General features: G+C 73.0%; 16 protein-coding genes and 1 pseudogene. 6 read left to right on the forward strand and 11 right to left on the reverse strand.

Annotation, left to right across the window (positions count from 1 at the left end; all coding sequences use genetic code 11):
- Positions 1-11: 11 nt before the first annotated feature.
- Both EDC02_RS23190 and EDC02_RS23195 read right to left on the reverse strand, forming a co-directional pair.
- Positions 12-1,427 (reverse strand): PQQ-binding-like beta-propeller repeat protein, encoded by a 1,416-nt coding sequence (locus EDC02_RS23190; protein ID WP_123603770.1) that lies wholly within the window; start codon positions 1,425-1,427, stop codon positions 12-14.
- A gap of 57 nt (positions 1,428-1,484) precedes the next feature.
- Positions 1,485-2,726, reverse strand: coding sequence for an MFS transporter (locus EDC02_RS23195; protein ID WP_123603771.1), 1,242 nt, complete (start codon positions 2,724-2,726; stop codon positions 1,485-1,487).
- Between the two features lie 83 nt (positions 2,727-2,809).
- Here EDC02_RS23195 and EDC02_RS23200 point away from each other — a divergent pair, with 83 nt between their 5' ends.
- Positions 2,810-3,817 carry a DUF5937 family protein gene (locus EDC02_RS23200; RefSeq protein ID WP_123603772.1) on the forward strand — a complete coding sequence of 336 codons (1,008 nt, stop codon included), beginning with the start codon at positions 2,810-2,812 and terminating at the stop codon, positions 3,815-3,817.
- Here the strand turns inward: EDC02_RS23200 and EDC02_RS23205 are convergent.
- Complete coding sequence (locus EDC02_RS23205; RefSeq protein WP_123603773.1) at positions 3,801-4,301, reverse strand: Lrp/AsnC family transcriptional regulator; 501 nt, start codon at positions 4,299-4,301, stop codon at positions 3,801-3,803. The two genes, EDC02_RS23200 and EDC02_RS23205, sit on opposite strands and share 17 nt — an antisense overlap.
- Before the next feature lie 153 nt (positions 4,302-4,454).
- On the opposite strand from EDC02_RS23205, the gene hppD reads away from it, so the two are divergent.
- The 3 genes from hppD (at position 4,455) to hisC (ending at position 7,857) form a co-directional block, all read left to right on the forward strand.
- Positions 4,455-5,648, forward strand: a complete 1,194-nt coding sequence (gene hppD, locus EDC02_RS23210) for a 4-hydroxyphenylpyruvate dioxygenase (protein WP_123605078.1) — start codon at positions 4,455-4,457, stop codon at positions 5,646-5,648.
- Between the two features lie 143 nt (positions 5,649-5,791).
- Positions 5,792-6,757: an RDD family protein gene (locus EDC02_RS23215; RefSeq protein WP_123603774.1), complete on the forward strand. Its 966-nt coding sequence runs from the start codon at positions 5,792-5,794 to the stop codon at positions 6,755-6,757.
- Positions 6,758-6,771: 14 nt separating this feature from the next.
- On the forward strand, positions 6,772-7,857 hold the full coding sequence (gene hisC / locus EDC02_RS23220) for a histidinol-phosphate transaminase (RefSeq protein ID WP_233606248.1): 1,086 nt from the start codon (positions 6,772-6,774) through the stop codon (positions 7,855-7,857).
- 34 nt (positions 7,858-7,891) lie between these two features.
- On the opposite strand, the gene EDC02_RS23225 is transcribed toward hisC, so the two are convergent.
- From EDC02_RS23225 to EDC02_RS23260, 8 genes and pseudogenes are all read right to left on the reverse strand, one after another.
- Positions 7,892-9,313: a PQQ-binding-like beta-propeller repeat protein gene (locus tag EDC02_RS23225; RefSeq protein WP_123603776.1), complete on the reverse strand. Its 1,422-nt coding sequence runs from the start codon at positions 9,311-9,313 to the stop codon at positions 7,892-7,894.
- A gap of 82 nt (positions 9,314-9,395) precedes the next feature.
- Positions 9,396-10,016, reverse strand: a complete 621-nt coding sequence (locus EDC02_RS23230; protein WP_123603777.1) for a DUF3618 domain-containing protein — start codon at positions 10,014-10,016, stop codon at positions 9,396-9,398.
- Between the two features lie 53 nt (positions 10,017-10,069).
- Positions 10,070-10,483, reverse strand: a pseudogene (locus tag EDC02_RS23235) (phage holin family protein).
- Positions 10,480-10,848: a hypothetical protein gene (locus EDC02_RS23240; protein ID WP_123603778.1), complete on the reverse strand. Its 369-nt coding sequence runs from the start codon at positions 10,846-10,848 to the stop codon at positions 10,480-10,482. Before EDC02_RS23240 ends, EDC02_RS23235 begins: the two are co-directional and overlap by 4 nt.
- A 317-nt stretch (positions 10,849-11,165) precedes the next feature.
- Positions 11,166-12,440: an ATP-binding protein gene (locus tag EDC02_RS23245; RefSeq protein ID WP_123603779.1), complete on the reverse strand. Its 1,275-nt coding sequence runs from the start codon at positions 12,438-12,440 to the stop codon at positions 11,166-11,168.
- A gap of 107 nt (positions 12,441-12,547) precedes the next feature.
- Complete coding sequence (locus EDC02_RS23250) at positions 12,548-13,759, reverse strand: ABC transporter permease (protein ID WP_123603780.1); 1,212 nt, start codon at positions 13,757-13,759, stop codon at positions 12,548-12,550.
- A complete protein-coding gene (locus tag EDC02_RS23255) occupies positions 13,756-14,415 on the reverse strand; it encodes an ABC transporter ATP-binding protein (RefSeq protein ID WP_123605079.1) in 660 nt (219 codons plus the stop codon). The genes EDC02_RS23250 and EDC02_RS23255 overlap by 4 nt, the downstream gene beginning before the upstream one ends.
- Positions 14,416-14,447: 32 nt before the next feature.
- Positions 14,448-15,767: a peptidoglycan-binding protein gene (locus EDC02_RS23260; protein WP_123603781.1), complete on the reverse strand. Its 1,320-nt coding sequence runs from the start codon at positions 15,765-15,767 to the stop codon at positions 14,448-14,450.
- 87 nt (positions 15,768-15,854) lie between these two features.
- On the opposite strand from EDC02_RS23260, the gene EDC02_RS23265 reads away from it, so the two are divergent.
- Together EDC02_RS23265 and EDC02_RS23270 are read left to right on the forward strand one after the other, a co-directional pair.
- Positions 15,855-16,562, forward strand: a complete 708-nt coding sequence (locus tag EDC02_RS23265; protein WP_199757744.1) for a response regulator transcription factor — start codon at positions 15,855-15,857, stop codon at positions 16,560-16,562.
- Complete coding sequence (locus tag EDC02_RS23270; RefSeq protein WP_123603783.1) at positions 16,555-18,582, forward strand: cell wall metabolism sensor histidine kinase WalK; 2,028 nt, start codon at positions 16,555-16,557, stop codon at positions 18,580-18,582. The genes EDC02_RS23265 and EDC02_RS23270 overlap by 8 nt, the downstream gene beginning before the upstream one ends.
- The last annotated feature ends 245 nt before the right edge of the window (positions 18,583-18,827 follow it).

The raw sequence follows: 18,827 nt of genomic DNA on the forward strand, positions 1-18,827 counted from the left end.
CCCCGGGTGGGTCAGCCCTTGGCCGGGCACTCCTCCTGCTTGGCGCCGCCACAGGTGGGGCCGGGGTCGGGGCCGCCGGGATCGGCGGGGTCGTCCGGACCGCCTGCGGGGGTCGCGGCGGCGCCGGCGAACCGGACGTAGCCGATCTCCCGGCCGTCGCCGATGACCATGCCGCGCGGTCCGACGGCCAGCACCTCCGCCGAGGTACGCAGGTTGACCAGCTCGGTGCCGGTGGCCGGGTCGAGGGCGACGACCCGGTCCGGTTTGCGGTCGACGACCAGGGCCGCGTGCCGGGTGAGGGCCAACTGGGCGTCCGGGTGCATCGGGCGGGTCCACCGGGGTGCCGGAGTGGGCAGCACGTACGCCTGGAGGGTCTCGCCGTCGGCGGAGCGGGTCAGTGCGTACCGGTCGTCGACGGCGCGCAGCTCCTGCCCGGCGGCGCCGGTCCACAGCACCCGCCCGTCGTAGGCGTCGAGGACGGTTTCCCGCATGTCGGGGGCGATGCCGGCGAGGACGTTGGCGCCGCCGGTCGGGTTGTCCCGTTGGGCGCAGCCGATCCGGTCGGCGGTGCGCAGGTTGATCCCGGTCCGCTGCCAGACGGGCAGGTCGGTCACCGGGTCGACGCCCCGCGCGGTGTAGTAGCAGGCACCGTCGCGCGGGGTGGCGACCAGGCTGAACACCCGGCCGGCGAAGACCACGATCCGTTCGTGCCGGTCCTCCTCCAGCTCCTGCAGGACCTGACCGGTGCGGGTCTCGACGACGTGGATCTTGCCGTCGATCGGGAAGCCGAGCACGGTCGGCATGGTCTGCGGGCCGCCGGCGTCGTCGGCGACGTCGTCGGCGGTCAACGGCCGGCTGGTGACCAGTTTCGGATTGTCGGCGAACAGCACGAAGCCCATTCCGGGCAGCTGGGCGGTCCACCGTGGAGACTTGCCGCGCGGGTCCCAGGCGGTCAGCGTGCAGTCGCGTGGGCCGGCGCAGCGTACGTCGAGCAGCGCGTCGCGGTAGGTCCAGACGGCGATCGCGGCGTCGTCGGCGCGCAGCACGGCGCCGGTGGCCGGGTTGAGCACCTGGTAGCCGTCTTTGAGCAGTTCGCCGGTGGCCACGACCTGGTCGGTGCCCTCACCGGCGACCGCCGCCCAGTCGGCCTTGTGTTCCCACACCTGGTTGCCGGAGGTGATGCTGCGCCCTTCGACCTTGAGCCGGTGCTCGACGATGACGGCGCGTTCGGTGATGGTGACGCCGCGCGGCGTACCGCCGACCCGCTGTTGCCAGGTGACGTCCGAGTCGGCCAGTGGCTGGCTGCGGTTGACCCAGTCCCACAGGCCGGGGAACGGGTTCCAGACTCCGGTGGCGGCGAGCACGATGACCACGACGAGCGCGAAGGCCAGGTAGCACTTCACGCACGGCGCGCTCCCCTTCGCCATCGGGCCACCGTAGCCGGGCCTGACCAACAGAACAGCCGGCCGACCGAAATGCGGCTTTTAGGCGTGTCGGGGGACATTCATGCGTGGTACCCGGAGTTGTCGCCACAACAGCAGCGTGGCGACCAGCGACAGCGCCCCGAAACCGGCCATCACCAGCCCCGGCGCGACCCACTCGGCGACCAGCCCGGCCGCCCCGGCGGCCAGCCCCTGCCCGGTCATCATCCCCATGTGGGACAACCCGAACGCCTGGCCGCGCCGATCCGGCGGCACCGCGTCCAGGAACCGCCGGGCCAACCCCAGATGGTACGAGAACCCGAACGTCGCCGCCCCGAACAGCACCGCCGCCACCAGCAGCCCGAGATCGGCCACGAAGGCCAGCATCGGCACCCCGAGCAGCAGCGCCAGCCACGGCGTCAACGCCTCCCGCCGGGCCGGCGCCACCCACCGCCCGACCACCAGGTCACCGAGCAGCATCCCACCGGCCCCGGCCATGAACAGCACCCCGGCGGCGCCCTCGCCACCGGCGTACGGCACCACCACCCCCTCCGCGCCGACCAGCAGCGCCCCGGGCAGCCAGGTGGCCAGCAGCAGACCGCGTACCGGCGGGTCGGCGAGCAACTGTCGGTTCACCCGCCAGGTCTCGCGTACCGCGCCTCCGGTCGCGGCGGCCCCGACCACCCGGGCCGCCCGGTCGGACAACCCGAACCGGATCAGTGCCGTCGAGGTCAGGCAGGTCACCGCAGTGATCCAGAGCGCGCCGTACGGCCCGAACAGGCCGATCAGCGCGCCGCCGACGGCGAACCCGAGGACCTGGGTGGCCCCGGCGGTGATGGTGAACAGCGCCCGGCCCAGCACGTACCGGTCACCGGCCAGCAGGTCCGGCAGCAGCGCGGTACGGGCCGCCGACGCCACCGGCGACACCAGCCCGACGGTGAACACCAGCGCCAACGCGCCCACCGGCGGCAGCACCCCGATCGCCAGCACCACCACCGTGACCACCCGGATCAGGTCGTAGCCGACCATCACCGTCCGGGGCCGCCAGCGGTCGGCGTACGCCAACAGGAACATCCCGCCGACCACGCTGGGCAGGAAGCCTGCGACGTAGGCCAGCGCGGCCAGCAGCGGCGAGTTCGTCCGCTGGTAGACCAGCACGGACAGGGCGAGCATCTTCACCGTCTCGCCGATCATGAAGATGCCGTAGCTGGCGAAGAGCGCCCGGAACTCGCCGACCGCGAACAGGTCCCGGAAGGTGGCCCGGTCGGCCGGCGACGCACTGCTGCCAGTGGTGGGGGTGGTCACCGGCGAAGCATGCCGCCGGTACGCCGGCCAGCGGTAACCTTTCGGCGCAAGGCGAAAGGTCGCCGGAGGTGGACAGGGGCCGGATGCGGATCGAGGTGAGCTCCGGCGACGTCGCGGCCAGCCGGTTCGCGATCTCCCCGCTGGGCGAGACGATGGCCGCGCTGCGGCTGTTCGCCGGTGTCCAGACCGCCGGACCGCTGCTGCCCTGGGTGCGCCGACACCGTGACCGCTACCAGGCGCTGCGCCGCGCCCAGCCTGGCATCGCCGCGCTCCGCGCGCTGTACCGGCCGCACGGCTACAGCGCCGATTTCGTCCAGCCGCCGCCCGACGGGGTCGGGCTGAGCTTCACCGACCAGCTCGCCGTGATTCGGCGTACCCCGCTCGACCGGGCGCGCGACGAGATCGGCCGCAGCCTCGACGGCCGGCCGCCACCGACCGGGGCAGCCGGGCGGTTCCTCGCCGCCGACGACGTCGTCGACCGGTTCGCCGACGCCATCGACGCCGCCTGGCGGGCACTGATCGCCCCGGACTGGCCCCGGCTACGGGCCATCCTGGAGCGTGACGTGATCTACCGGGCCGGGCGGCTGACCACGTACGGGTGGTCTGCGGCGCTGGCCGGTCTCGACGCCCGCCTGCACTGGGATCCGGAGTCGGGCACCATCACCGTCGCCGGTTTCGCCGCCGAGCGGCACCGGCTCGGCGGGCGCGGCCTGCTGCTCGTCCCGACCGTCTTCGGCGCGCTGAGCCTGCACCTCGATCCACCGTGGCCGTACGCGATCGGCTACCGGGCACGCGGCGTCGCCGGCCTGTTCGGCCCGCCGGACGCCGACCGGGCCGCCGACGGGCTGGACCGGCTGATCGGGCCGGGCCGCGCCGCCGTGCTGCGGGCGCTCGCCGTGCCGGCCACCACCAGCCAGCTGGCTGTGCAGCTCGGCGCGGCGGTGGGCACCGTCGGCGGGCAGCTCGCGGTGCTCCGCGACGCCGGCCTGGTCCACCGGACTCGGATCGGCCGCGAGGTGCGCTACGAGCGGTCCGCGCTCGGTGATGCGCTCAGCGACACGCTCGGCGATGCGTTCAGCGCCGAGCCGTGACGTCGGCCGCCGCCTGGACCAACGGCAGGACGCGGTACGGGATCTGCTCGGCCAGGGCGATGATCGTCGACGCCCGGCGAATCCCGTCGTACGCCAGGATCTGGTCCAGCACCCGCTGCAGGTCTGCGTTGGACCTGGCCACGATCCGGCACATCAGATCTCCGGAGCCGCTGATGGTGTGCGCCTCCAGCACCTCCGGGATGGCGCGCAGATGCGCGGCGACCGGCCCGTGCCCGTGCCGCTGGCCGATCTCCAGGGTGACGAACGACGTGACCACGAAACCGATCGCGGCCGGTGACACCTGCGGCGCGAAGCCGTTGATCACCCCTCGATCGATCAGCTTGTCGAGCCTGGCCTGCACGGTGCCGCGGGCCACCCGCAGCCGCCGGGAGCATTCCAGCACCCCGATCCGCGGCTCGGTGGTCAGTAGTGCGATCAGCTCAGCGTCCAGCTGATCGAGCTGGACATTCTGTTCAGTGTCCATGGGCCTCGACCCTACCGAGTGGTCAGCCTGCCCAGCCGTCGACGAGGCGGTTGCCCAGTGGGGATGAATCGCCCATCCTGCCGCTACCGGCCTCGGCGGTCCGATGGCAATCCGATGGCGATCCGCGCGGCCGGCTCCGAGGGGAGGACGATCATGGCCTATCTGACCGAATCCCGCGACGTCGACGTCGACGTCGCCGAGGCCGGCGGCACTGCCGCCGAGGTCGGTGACCCGTTCCCGGTTCAGGGCATCGACCATCTGACCTTTCTGGTCGGCAACGCCAAGCAGGCGGCGCACTTCTACTCCACCGCGTTCGGCATGACCTGCGTCGCCTACCGGGGCCCGGAGCAGGGTTTCCGCGACCACGCCGAGTACGTGCTGACCAGCGGCGCCGCCCGGTTCGTGCTGCGCGGGGCGGTGCACGCCGACGCGTCGGCCGCCGCACACGTCGCCCGGCACAGCGACGGGGTGGCCGACATCGCGCTCGCCGTACCGGACGTGGACGCCGCGTACGCGCACGCCCTGGCGCAGGGCGCGACCGGGCTGGCCGCCCCGGCCGACCTCACCGACGGCGCCGGCACGGTACGGATGGCCAGCATCGCCGCGTACGGCGACACCCGGCACACCCTGGTCGACCGGTCCGGCTACGACGGCCCGTTCCTGCCCGGCTTCGTGGCCCGGCCACCGATCGTCGACCGTACGCCGCTGGTCGACGCCGGCCTGCAGCCGAAGCGGTTCTTCCAGGCGGTCGACCATGTGGTCGGCAACGTCGAACTGGGCCGGATGGACGACTGGGTGGCGTTCTACCACCGGGTGATGGGCTTCACCAACATGGCCGAGTTCATCGGCGACGACATCGCCACCGACTACTCGGCGTTGATGAGCAAGGTCGTCGCCGACGGCAGCCGCAAGGTGAAGTTCCCGCTCAACGAGCCGGCGGTGGCCCGCCGTCGCTCGCAGATCGACGAGTACCTGGAGTTCTACGGCGGGCCGGGCGTGCAGCACATCGCGTTGGCCACCAACGACATCCTGGCGTCGGTGGACGCGATGCGGGCCGCCGGGGTGGAGTTCCTGGACACCCCGGACTCGTACTACGACGACCCGGCGCTGCGGGCCCGCATCGGTGCGGTCCGCGCCCCGATCGAGCAGCTGAAGGCCCGCCGGATCCTGGTCGACCGGGACGAGGACGGCTACCTGCTGCAGATTTTTACCAAGCCGGTGCAGGACCGGCCGACGGTCTTCTTCGAACTCATCGAACGGCACGGATCGCTCGGCTTCGGCAAGGGCAACTTCAAGGCGCTGTTCGAGGCGATCGAGCGGGAGCAGGAGAGCCGGGGCAACCTCTGAACCCGGGTCGGCGACCTCGGAACCCGGGCGGGGGCCGGTGAACCGTCGACGGGCTGCGGTGCCGGCCAGGCCGGTCGTTAAGGTGCCAGGGTGAGCATGCACAGTCCGCCCCGGCCGGCCGGCAGCACCGCAGGGTCCGCCCGGTGACGTCGATCTCGCCCGGCTGGTACAAGGACCCCGCAGACCCGACCACCCAGCGTTACTGGGACGGCGGCGGGTGGATCGGTGCGCCGTTGCCGGCCGACGCCACCCCGCCGGACGGGCCGCCGCCGGACGAGGAGCCGACGGCACCCGCCGAGCCGACGTCACCGGCTAGCGCCTCGTCAGCGGCACCGGCCGAGCCGGAGGGGGAACCGCCGCCGGGCTATCCGGCGCAGAGCTACCCGGCAGCGCCGCCGGGCTACCCGGCAGCGCCGCCGCCCGGTTGGGCGGGCTACCGGTTGCCGCCGCCGGAACCCCGGCCGCAGGGAATGGCGTTGGCGCCGCTCGGCGCCCGGCTGGCCGCCCGGCTGATCGACATCGGCGCGGTGCTGCTGCTCAACATCTTCATCAACGGCTGGTTCGTCTGGCAGTACGTGGTGGAGACCTGGCCGACGTTCAACGAGATCTGGCGGCGGTCACTGGCCGACGACCGGTCGACCGAAGGGCTGCCGCAGGTCACCGAGCGCGCCTCCGGGCTGCAGATGGTGATCATCCTGCTGGCGGCGGCGATCTGGTGGGCGTACGAGGTGCCGGCGGTCGCCAACACCGGCCAGACCCTCGGCAAGCGGCTGGCTCGGCTCAAGGTGGTGCCGGTCGAGCCGGGCGGGAAGCTCGGTTTCGCCCGGTCGTTCCGCCGGTGGAACACCCTCGGCCTGCCCACCCTGTTGTGGATCTGCTGCGTCGGCTTCATCCTTCAGCTGATCGACTGCGTCTACCTGCTGTTCGACCGCCCGCTGCGGCAGGCGCTGCACGACAAGTCGGCGCAGACCGTCGTGGTGCAGCTGCCGCCCGGCGTACCGGCGACCGCCGCCGGCCCCGGCGGTGGCCGGACCAGCGGTGGCCGGACCGGCGGTGGCCGGACCGGCGGGCCGGGCGCGGACCGCGACACCCCCGGAAGCTCCGCATGACAGGAGGCCCCCCGATGCCCCCCTCGCTCGGTCTGACCCGCGCCGACCTCGACGCGCTGCCCAGCTACGTGCCGGGGCGCAGCCCGGTCGACGTGGCCCGGGAGCTCGGCCTGCCGGAGGCGATCAAGCTGGCCAGCAACGAGGTGCCGTACGGGCCGCTGCCCGGCGTCGTCGAGGCGGTGGCGCAGGCGGCGGCGACGACGCACCGCTACCCGGACATGGGGGTGCTGGCGCTGCGGGCCGCGCTCGCCGAGCGGCTCGGGGTGGCGGCGGAGCGGATCGTCACCGGCTGCGGTTCGGTGGCGCTCTGCGAGCATCTGGTCCGGGCCACCTGCCTGCCCGGTGACGAGGTCGTCTACTCGTGGCGGTCGTTCGAGGCGTACCCGATCATCGCGGCGACCGCGGCGGCGAGCAGCCGGCGGGTGCCGAACACCGCGACGCACGGGCACGACCTGCCGGCGATGGCGGCGGCGGTGACCGGGCAGACCCGGCTGGTGCTGGTCTGCAACCCGAACAACCCGACCGGCACCAGCGTGCGCCGGGCCGAGCTGGACCGGTTCCTCGACGCGGTGCCGGACGACGTGCTGGTGGTGCTGGACGAGGCGTACCGGGAGTTCGTCACCGACGCCGAGGTGCCCGACGGCCTGGCCGCCTACGGTGACCGGCCGAACGTGGTGGTGCTGCGCACGTTGTCCAAGGCGTGGGGGCTGGCCGGGTTGCGGGTCGGCTACCTGGTCGCGCATCCCGAGGTGGCGTCGGCGGTACGCAAGGTGGCCACCCCGTTCGGCACCAACGCCCTGGCGCAGGCGGCGGCGCTGGCCGCGCTCGACCAGGCCGACGAGGTCCGCCGCCGGTGCGATCTGGTGATCGCCGAGCGGACCCGGGTCACCGACGCGGTGCGCAAGCTGGTGCCGGACGTGCCGGACAGTCAGGCCAACTTCGTCTGGCTGCCGCTGGGTGAGCGGGCGGTGCCGTTCGGCGCGGCCTGCGAGTCACGCGGGGTGATCGTGCGCCCGTTCGCGGGCGACGGGGTCCGGGTGACCATCGGTACGCCGGCCGAGAACGACGCGTTCCTGGCGGCCGCCGAGGCAGCCCTCTGACGTTGCGGGTGCCGGTGACCCGGGTGCCGGCGGTTCAGGTACGGGCGACGATCACCGCCTCCTGCAGCCGGTAGTAGCGGTCGTCGTCGGCGTCCGGGTCGACCGGCAGCCGCAGCCGCTCGACCGCCACGAAGCCGTCCTGCGCGGAGACGTAGCCGGGTGCCCAGTCGGTCGACAGCTCGCTCAGCAGGATCAGCACAAAACTTGACAACTCGGCACCGGTCGCCGCGTCCAGGGTGATCAACTCCCGGGTGGCGGTCAGCAGGTGCGCCCGACCCGGCTGCACCGCGAGCAACCGGTCACCGGTGCCGCCCGGACCGGGCCCCGCCGCCGACGGAATCGGCCGCCGCCACGCCTGCTCGCCGGTCCGTACCGCCTCGGCCACCACCGCCGGAGTGTCCCCGGTGGTGTCCAACCGGATCACCATCCCGTCGACCAGCATCGCGTCGACCGGGTCGAGCGGCGGCGCCGGCACCGGCTCCGGGCCGTCGACCAGCCAACCCCGGGACTGTCCCGCCCCGGTGGTACGCAGCGCCCCGCAGGCCGAACGGGCGGCCGCGCAGCCGATCGGCTCCACGGCCAGCCCTGGGCCGGCGCCCTCCGGCTGCCAGGTGGCCGTCAGCTGCCCGGTCGCGACGTCGTAGAACTCCACCGTCGGCGGGGCCGCGCAGCTGTTGACCAGGGCGAACCGGCCGCCGGTGGTACTGAAGCCGGCGTCCCGGCAGGCGTCGCCCTGGCCGGGCAGCATGGTCCGCCACAACTCCCGACCGGTCGCGGTGTCGAACCCGGTCAGCTGGGACTCGCCGTGCGCCACCACCACCGACCGCCCGTCGGTGCCGCTGACCGCGGTGTGCAGACCGGACGGCGCGTAAACGGTCTGCGCCCCGGTACGCCGGCCGGCGTACCCGGTGTCGACCGGCTGCGGGCCGGCTGACCGCCAGGCCACCTTGCCGCTGTCCGCGTCGATCGCCACGAGTTCGCCGTCCGTCCAGCGGCTCACCACGGTGGAGCCGGTGGCGACGACGCCGGTCAGCTGCTCCGGCCAGCGCCGGAACGACCAGGCCGGGGTGACCTGGGTACGCATGTCGATCGGGCCGTCGGCGCGCACCTGACGGGTGGTGGCGTACACCCGGAACCGCCCGTCGACCAGCAGCGGCGCGGCGGACAGCTCGGCCACCGGGCCAGGCTCGGCGGTCGGCGGGGACGGCTGGTAGCCGGCCGGGGTGACCACCTCGGCCGGGGCCAGCACCCGCCAGGCGACGACCGTCGCGGCGGCGAGGACGACCACCCCGGCCAGCACCCCGGCGGTGATCAGCTGCCAGCGCGGCCGGGACCGCCACCAGGGGCGTCGCCCGTCGGGCTGCGTCTCGTCGGGGTTCGCCTGCCCGTCGGCGGGGTGCGCCGAAGGGTCCGCTGCGTCCGCTGGGTGCTGGGTGTTGCTCGCCGGCTCGGCCATCGGGCACCTCCCCCCGCACCCTACCGAACCGGACAGCAGACGCTGTCCTCTCGCGCGACACCTTCGCCGACCTGCCCCCTACCTACTGGTGGCCATCGCCGCCGTGGCGCACCTGCCCCTGCACGTGCTGGGCAGCGGCCACACCCTGGTCCCGCACTGAAGACGCGCCCTGGGTAGCCGTCGAACGAACCGACTCGGCCGCCTGCTGGGCCAGCTGCCGCTCCTTGCCGCTGGCGGGCAGCAGCGCGGCGGCGAGCGCCCCGACCCCGAACGCCACCAGCCCGGCCGCCAGCGGGCTGCCCTCGGTCCGCTCCCGGGTCATCTGCGGCACGTGCCGGACCCGGTCCGCCGCCGTTTCGGCGGTGTGCGAGAGTCCCTCTGCGGCCTGGTGCGCCATGTTCCTGGTCTCCGAACCGGCGTGCCGTGCCATGCCCCTGGTCGCCGAGCCGGCGTACTGCGTCTGCCCGGCGACCTGATGGCCAACGTCGGACGCGCGGTGGGTAGTGGTATCTCGGAAGTCGACCGCGGTGCCCATCACCCGGTCCCGCAGCCGGGCGATCCGGCCCCGGCCCCGGACCCGGTCCATCTGGTCGCTGGCGATCTGCCCGGGCCGGGCCCGGTACGCCAACGCGTCGACATCCTCGCTCAGTTCGCCACGGGTTGCCTCGATCCGCTGACGGATCCGCTCTGGTTCGTCGTACATGTCAGACTCCCTCACCTGTTGTGCTCGACGGTCCCGCTGATGGTTTCCCGGTCTTAGCGACCCCGGACCGCGTCGGGTATCTCCCGGGCGGTCTGCATGGTGCGGGGCAGTCCACGGATCTCCCTGGCCCGACCCCGCGCCATCGTCAACAGGACCACCGCGATCACCGCCCACACCGCCGCCACGATCAACGCGGCCCAGCTCTGGTCCATCACGTTCGACAGCCCTCACCAGAGCGCGTACGAGAGGAAGAACAGGGTCAGCAGGCCGGCGATCGCCGCGCCGGCGAACATCCCTCCGGCCTGGCCGACCTTGCCCGCGTCCTGCCGCAGCTCCGCCTTTGCCAGCTCGACTTCCTGGCGCAACAAGGTGGACAGGTCGCTGGAAACCTCGCCCAGCAGCTCACCGAGGGAGGCCTGCGCGCGTCCGTCCCCGGCCACAGCCTGTTCCCGCTGCATCGACTTCATCGGTTCACCCCACCTCCGGGAGAGCCCGGATAGCCGTCGCCGTCGGGATAGCGGCCATCGCCGTACGCGCCCAACCCGTCGCCGATGTCCGGCCGGTGCCCGTCGCCGCCCGAGTCCTGCTGGCCTTGCTGGCTCGAGCCGGTCTGGCCGCCGCTGAGACTGCGGGTGAGCCGACCAACGACCAGCCCGGCGAAGGCCGCCCCGGCGAGGAAGGTCCCCGGGTGCCGTCGGGCGTACTGCCGGACCTCGTCGACCAGCTCACCCGGCTGCCGGTTCTCCAGCCAGCCGGCCGCCTGCTGGGCGGCGTCGGAGGCACGGCGTGCCAGCTCGCCCGCCAGGCCGTCCGATTCGCTCTTGCTCGCCATCTCCTGGAGTTCGTTGCCGATCGTCCGCAGCCCGTCGGCGGCCCGATGCTGCTAGGTGCTGGCCTGCTCCCGCAACTGGTGCGGACCGGCCCCGCCGGGTGACGACGACTCCGTCGTGTGTTGCGCCTGCATCCGAACACCCCCTTTCGGCTCCATCCGGGTCGGATGGACCTGCAGCGCATACCCGTGATCGAAGGGTGGCCACCTCGCGGAGGAGAACTACCAGTGCCGGACCGGTAGCGTCGCGTCGACCCGCAGGCCGCCGGCCGGCTGCGCGTTGGCCGGCTTACCCGGCTGGTGGGGCTCCGGTGACAGAGTCACGGGCCGAGGAGGGCCAGTGGAACGACGGCGATTCCGTCCGCGCGCCGGTACGCCGCCGGGCCGGTGGTGACGACCACCGCGTCCAGCAGGTCTTCACCCAACCGGGCCCGCAGCCACCGCAGGTGCGCGACGTCGTCGTCACCGACGGTCGGCGCAAGCTTTACTTCCAGCGCGACAACCCGCTGATCGGCGCGCTGCACGATCAGGTCGACCTCGTGGCGGCCGTCCCCGGTCCGCAGATGGTGGATCGAGGACTCGGCTCCCTGTGCGTAGACCCGGATGCACAGTGTCACCAGCGACTCGAAGAGCGCACCCAGCAACGGTCCCATTCGGGGCTTGGCCCCAGCAGGGGTTGATTCGTTGAGCAGCGCTTCCCGGCTGGCTCCGAGCAGCCGAGCGGCAAGCGCGGGATCGGCGAGGTGGTGTTTGACGGCGCGGCCGAGCCGGGTGAAGGTGCTTCGACTCGGCGACCAGCCCGGCACGGGATCCAACAGCCAGAGTTGGGAAAGCACGTCACGATAGGCGACGGTGGTGGTTTTGGCGGGCTTGTTGCTCTCGCCCGGCGTCGCCGCGTCGAGGATCGCTGTGTAGGAACTGGTGGTCGCGGTGGCGCTCGCGTACGCCGCCAACCATCCCCGGAGCGTCTCGGGTCGGCGTACCAGATGCCCCTGCTCTGGAAAGTCACGCTCCACGATCCGGGCAAGGTAGCCGTCGAGTTGCGCGCGACGCGCTCTCGACGGCAGTTGTCGGATGGCGGGAAACCCTGACCGGACGATCTCCTCGGCGTAGTCGACAAGGCTCACCGGTGATTCGCCGACGATCTCCGGTCGTCGACCGGAAAGCAGGTCGCACAGACTGACCGTGGGTTCGGCGACCGCCCGCTCGACAAGGGTCATCGGCCGCATCCGCAGTTGCACGATCCGACCCGCTCCGGAGTGGGTGGGCGCCGAGGTCGGGGTGGCGCTGCCGGTCAGCACGAACCTTCCCGGCGACGGGTCCCGGTCGACGCTGCGTCGCACCAGGTCCCACACCGTCGGTTCCCGCTGCCACTCGTCGATGAGGACCGGACCCGGGAGACGGTCGAGACGCTGTGGGTCGGCCCGCAACAACTCGCGCTGCACGGGATCGTCCAGCGCGATGAAGGTTGCTCCCCGACGTTGCCCCGTCGCCGTCTTGCCCACCCCCTTCGGCCCCTCAATGCTGATGGCGGGTAGGCCAGGGAGCAGTTCATCCAGCTCCTGGTCCACAATCCTTGCCTGATAGGCGTTCACCAGCTGAGACTACTTATTGCAGATGTTATACGCTACCTTTTTCACGCCTCCTAGACTACTTTTTGCGCGTCTACTGGGCTACTTTCTGCCGGTCGACATGTGGTCGGTCAAGCGGTGGCCAGGGCCCGGGTCGGTGGCAGCCGGGCGGCCCGCAACGCCGGATAGCCGCCCGCGACGACACCGACCAGCAACGCCCCACCCAGCCCGGCGAGGGTCGCCCCCGGCGGCACCACCACCGGCCAACCGTTGGCGATCGCGTAGCCGGCGGTGGCGGCCAGGCCGAGCACCGTACCGGCGAGGCCGCCGAGCAGCGACAACGCCACCGACTCGGTGAGGAACTGCGCCCGGATCTGGCCCCGGCTCGCACCGAGCGCCCGGCGCAGCCCGATCTCCGACCGGCGTTCCAGCACCGAAATCACCATCGTGTTCGCCACCCCGATCCCGCCGACCAGCAGCGCCACCCCGGCCAGGGCCAGGAACAGCGACGCGAAGCTGCTCTCCGTGGCGCGTTTGGCGGTCAGCGCGTCCGACGGCCGGGTCACCCGCACGGTGCTGGGCCGCTGCGGATCGATCGTCGCCGGCAGCACCGCCCGGACCGCCTCGATCGCCGGCTCGTGCGCCCGCAGGTAGATCACCGTCGGATGCCCGCCGAAACCCAGCTTCTCCTCGGCGGCCGGCCAACCGACCAGCGCCGACCGGTCGATTTCCGGAGCCAGCGGCAGCGGCTCCAGGATGCCGATCACGGTGAACCACTCGTCGCCGACACGTACCTGCGTCGGTGAGTCCGCCGGCCCCAGGCCGACGATGCCCAGCCGGCTCGCGGCCACCGAGCCGAGCACCACCGTCGGCAGGCGTTCGGTGCCGGCGTCGAGGTAGCGGCCGGTACGCAGCCGCGCGTCGAGCGTCGCCGGCAGGCTCGACTCACTGGCCAGCACGGTCAACCCGGAACCGTCGCGCGGGTCGATCCAGTCGGAACGGCGGATCACCGTATTGGTGTTGGCGACCGCGCTGGTCGCGGTCACCGGACCGATCCGCGCCACCATCGCCGGCGACTCGACCGGCAGCCGGGTGACCCCGTCCTCGTCGGATTGGGCCGTCGCCTGCAGCAGGTTCACGCCGAGCGCGGACAACTCGGCCAGCAGTGCCCGTTCGCTGGCCGCCGGGATGCCGGTGACCACGATCATCGTGGCGATGCCGAGCGAGATGCCCAGCGCGGACAGCGCCGCCCGCAGCCGGCGGGTCCGGATACCGACCAGGCCGAGCCGGAGCAGGTCCAGCGGGGCCAGCCGCACCGGACGGGGCAGCTCCGCCCGGCTCATGACGCCGCCACCGGCTGCCGGCGGACGTCGCCGACCAGGCGGCCGTCCCGGATCTCCACCCGGCGCGGCAACCGCGCCGCGATGTCGCGGTCGTGGGTGATCACCGCGATCGTGGTGCCGTCGGCGTTGAGCGCGGTGAGCAGGTCGAGCACGGCGCGACCGGTGGCGGTGTCCAACGCGCCGGTCGGCTCGTCGGCCAGCACCAGCGCCGGGTCGTTGACCAGCGCGCGGGCGATCGCCACCCGCTGGCGTTCCCCGCCGGACAACTGCCGGGGCAGGTGACCGACCCGGTGGGCGAGCCCGACCCGGGCCAGCGCCTCGGCGGCCAGCGGCCGACGGCGGCGGCGCGGTACTCCCGCGTACAGCAGGCCGGTGGCGACGTTCTCGGCGGCGGTCAGCCCGTCGGTGAGGTGGAACTGCTGGAAGACGAAGCCGAGCAAGCGCCCGCGCAGCGCCGACAGCTGCCGGTCGGACAGAGCGGTCACGTCGTGGCCGCCGAGCCGGACCGCGCCGCTGGTCGGGCGGTCCAGGGTGCCCATGATGTTGAGCAGAGTGGACTTGCCGGAGCCGGACGGGCCGACGATGGCGACCAGCTCACCGGCGTGGATGTCGAGGTCGACGTCGGTCAGCGCGGCCACCCCGCCGGGGTAACACATCCCGGCCCGCACCACCGACAGCACCGGGACGCTCACGACGTGGTCACCACCGTCATGCCCTCGTCGAGACCGTCCCCGGTGACCTCGACCATGCCTCTGGTGAACAGCCCGGTCTCGACGGCGATCAGGGCACCGTCGGTCAGCTGCACCGCGTACCCGCCCTCGGCGAGCGCGAGCAGCGCGCCGACCGGTACGGCGAGGACCTGCTCGCGTACCTCGGTGCGGAACTGCACCCGGACCGGCGCGGATTCCAGCTCGCCGAGCACCGCCGGGTCGTCGGGCACGGCGGTGAGGCTCAGCTGCGGCCCCTGCCCCGGCTGGCCTTCGGGATCGGCGACGACGGTGCCGACCGCGGCGATCCGGCCGGGGACGGTGGCGCCGTCGGGCAGGGTGATCGTCACCGGCGCGTCGGGCAGCATTCCGCTCGCCTCGCCGGCTCCCACCCGTACCGTGATGATCTTGTCTGTCGGGGTGACCGACATGATGTCCGTCGCGGCACTGTCCCCGGCCAGCGCGGCGACCGCGTCGACCCGGACCTTTCCCGGAAGTACCGCCACCTCGCCGGGCCGCAGCGTGCCGGTGGCTGGCGCGTCGCGATCGCGCTGCCAGCGTTCGATGGCCGAGATCAGCTCCGGGGTGAGGACCGCGTCGCCGGTACGGACGGTGACCATGCCCCCGGCGGAGGTCGGCTGCCGGCCAGAGTCGGGGGTCGGCTGCCGACCGGAGTCGGCGGTCTGCTCCGGGTCCGCAGACTGCTCCGGGTCCGGCGTCTGCTCCGGGTCCGGCGACTGCTCCGGGTCCGGCGACTGGGCCGCATCCTGGTCAGCGGCGGTCGTCGCCGCCGGCACCGCGACCGTGGCACCGACCGGCGGCTGCCAGCCGATCCGGTAGCCCAACGCCTCCAGGTTGTCGGCGACCACCCGCACGTCGCGGCCGACCAGATTCGGCTGGTCGAGGGTACGGAACAACGGCGTGCCGCCGTAGAACAGCAGCACCGGCTGATCGTCCACCCGGTACAGCTGCTCGCCACGCTCGATCACCGCGCCCTGCTCCGGCAGCCAGGTCAGCACCCCGTCGCTGGAGCCCCGCACCGGCCGGGCCGCGCCGTAGCCGAGGGTGCCGGCCAGCTCCCGGGCGTCGGAGATGTCCATCCGGACCACCTCGGTGGTCGCCACCCAGACCGGCTCCGGCGTCGCGGCGTCCGCGTCGGCCGTCGCGCCCCGACCCGGCCAGCCCCAGCCGACCATCGTCCCGGTCACCGTCAACCCGGCCACCACCATCGCGGCAGACAGGCCGTACGCCAGCGGTCGCCGCCACCGGCGACCGGCGAACGTTCGCAGGAAGAACACCATGCCGGCCAGCGTCGACGGCGATTGTGAGGAACCTGTCAGACCGGTACGGTGCGATTTCCCACCGCCGCGCCGACGCCAAGGCGCAGTATGGTTCGCCCCGTGGCTGCCCATGTGCTGATCGCCGAGGACGACCGGCGGCAGGCCGAGGTGCTGCGCCGGTACGTGGAGTCCGACGGACACCGGACCACAGTGGTCCACAACGGGCGCGACGCGCTCGACCAGGCCCGCCGGCACCGCCCGCAGCTGCTGCTGCTCGACGTGATGATGCCCGGCCTGGACGGGCTGAACGTGTGCCGGATCCTGCGCCGCGAGTCGGACCTGCTGGTGCTGATGCTCACCGCCCGCGCCGACGAGGACGACATGCTGCGCGGGCTGGACCTGGGCGCCGACGACTACCTGACGAAGCCGTACTCGCCGCGGGAGCTGATGGCCCGGGTCCGGACGTTGCTGCGCCGGGTCGACCGGGTGCCGCGCACCATCGACGGGGTACGGCGGGTCGGTACCCTCGCCGTCGACCCGGTCCGCCGCGAGGTCACCGTCGACGGGCGGCCGGTCGTCTGCACGCCGGGCGAGTTCGCGATCCTGGCCGCCATGGCCGAGCAGCCGGAACGGGCCTTCACCCGGGCCCACCTGCTGGAGCACACCCGGGGCCTGGACCGGGACTCGACCGAGCGGGCCATCGACACCCACATGGTCAACCTGCGCCGCAAGATCGAACCGGACGTACGCCGGCCCGCGTACCTGGTGACGGTGTACGGCATCGGCTACAAACTCCGCGACCCGGCCAATGGCTGAGCCGACCGGGGCCAGGGCCGGGGCCGGGTCGGCGGCTGGCGCTGAGCCGACCGGCGACGCGTCGGCCACCGGGGGTGCCCGGGTACCGCTGCGGCACAGCCTGGTGCTGCGGCTGCTCGGCGCGTCGGTGCTGGTGACGGTCTGCGCGGTCGTCGCCACCGCCTGGCTGACCGTGGAGTCGACCACCCGGGCGATCGAACAGGAACAGGGCCGCTCCCTCGCCGACGACGTCAGCATCTACGACACGTTGATCACGTACGCGGTCGAACACCGCGACTGGTCGGGAGTCGCGCCGACCGTCGACGAGCTGGCGGCGCGTACCGGCCGGCGGATCGTGCTGCTCGACCCGGTGACCCGCGGCCCGGTCGCCGAGTCGGCCCCCGGACCGGCGCTACCCGGACCGGCGCTACCCGGGCCGTCGCTGCGCGATGCCCGGCCGTCGGCCACCGTCGACCCGCTCGACCTCGACCCGGCGTTGGCCGGGGCCGCCGCGACGGTCACCAGCCAGGTGGCGAACGTCGCCGCGACGGCCGCCGGGCAGGAGTCGAACATCGACGCCCGGGTGGTCGGGCCGTACCGGCCCACCGACGACGAACGGGCGATGCTGCGCGAGGCCGCCGAGGAGTACCTCACCTGCGTCGGCCGCGACGGCGGCACCGCCGAGATCGTCGAGCTGCCCAGCGGTCGACCGACCGTCGAGATCGGCTCTCCGGCCGGGGCGTCGACCGCCGACCTGATCAGACCTGCTCCCGGCCCGGACACCGGGGTCTGCGCGAAACCGGAGGTGCTGGAGGAGCCGACCCGTGGCGAGATGGGCCCCTTCGAGGAACTACTCGACCTCACCAGGACCTGCCTGAGCCCGGTGGTCGACCAGATCGACCTGACCGTCTCGGCGGAGTTCACCGTCGAGGTGGTCCGCGCGCTGCCGCGCGTACCGTCCGACGCGCAGCTGCGGGCCTGCGTGGAGGAGAGCCGCCGCAGCCAGCTGCGACCGTACGTGGCCCCGCCGGTCCTGCTGTTCGTCACCGACCCGGCGGCCGCCGGCCCGGAACCGACGACGGTCAACCTGTCCACCGGCAACCTGCTGCGGATCGCCGGCGTCGCCGGCCTGGTCCTGCTGCTCACCGTCGCGGTCACCGTCGGCGTCGGGATGCGGCTGGTCCGGCCGCTGCGGGCGCTGACCGAGGCGGCCCGCGCGCCGGTCGACCGGCAGCACCGGGTGCCGGTCACCACCCGCGACGAGATCGGCTACCTCGCCACCGCCCTCAACGACCTTGCGCAGCGGCGCGACCAGCTGGAACAGCAGCGCCGGGCGATGGTCAGCGACGTCGCGCACGAGCTGCGAACCCCGTTGACGAACATCCGGGCCTGGCTGGAGGCCGCCCAGGACGGGCTGGCGCCGGTGGATCCGCGTACCCTCACGCTGCTGACCGAGGAAGCCACCCTGTTGCAGCACGTCATCGACGACCTGCGGGATCTGGCCGCCGCCGACGCCGGGACATTCACGCTGCACCCGGAGCCGACGTTCGTCGGCGACGTCCTCACCCAGGTCGTCGAGGCCAACCAGGGTGCCGCGACCGCCGCCGGGGTCGCCCTGCGGTTGGCGGTGCACGGCGACCCGGAGGTCACCGTCGATCCGGTACGGCTGCGTCAGCTCGTCGGCAACCTGGTCGGCAACGCGGTGCGGCACACCCCAGCCGGCGGGTCGGTCACCGTCGACTGTGCGGTACGCGGCGACGGCTGGCTGACCGTCGAGGTGGTCGACACCGGGGTCGGGATCGCCGCCGACGACCTGCCGAAACTGTTCGACCGGTTCTGGCGGGCGGACGCCTCCCGCAGCCGGGCCACCGGCGGCAGCGGGCTTGGCCTGCCGATCGCCCGGCAACTGGCCCGCGCCCACGGCGGGGACATCACCGTGGCCAGCGAGCCGGGCAGGGGCACGCACGTCACGGTACGCATCCCAGCCCAGCCACCCAGCACACGCCACACCTCACGGCTGCTCGATGCCCGGACACGGTGAGACCGACATAACGTCGGACAGATCGGCGCACGTTGATGCAGGTCAGCCAGGCGATCGAAGCGCTCAGCAGGGAAGGGCCAGCACTTGGCCGACCACTGGTCGACACAGCCAAAGGGTCTGCCCTGCCGAATCTGAAGGAACTTCGGCCAGACTGACCATCTGACTGACCCTGAGGCCCGCTCGTGGGATGACCTGAAGCGCAACCTGGGCTTCTCTACGGCTGAGCACGAGGAGATCGAAGTCGG

The organism is Micromonospora sp. Llam0 (assembly GCF_003751085.1).
Classification (GTDB): domain Bacteria; phylum Actinomycetota; class Actinomycetes; order Mycobacteriales; family Micromonosporaceae; genus Micromonospora_E.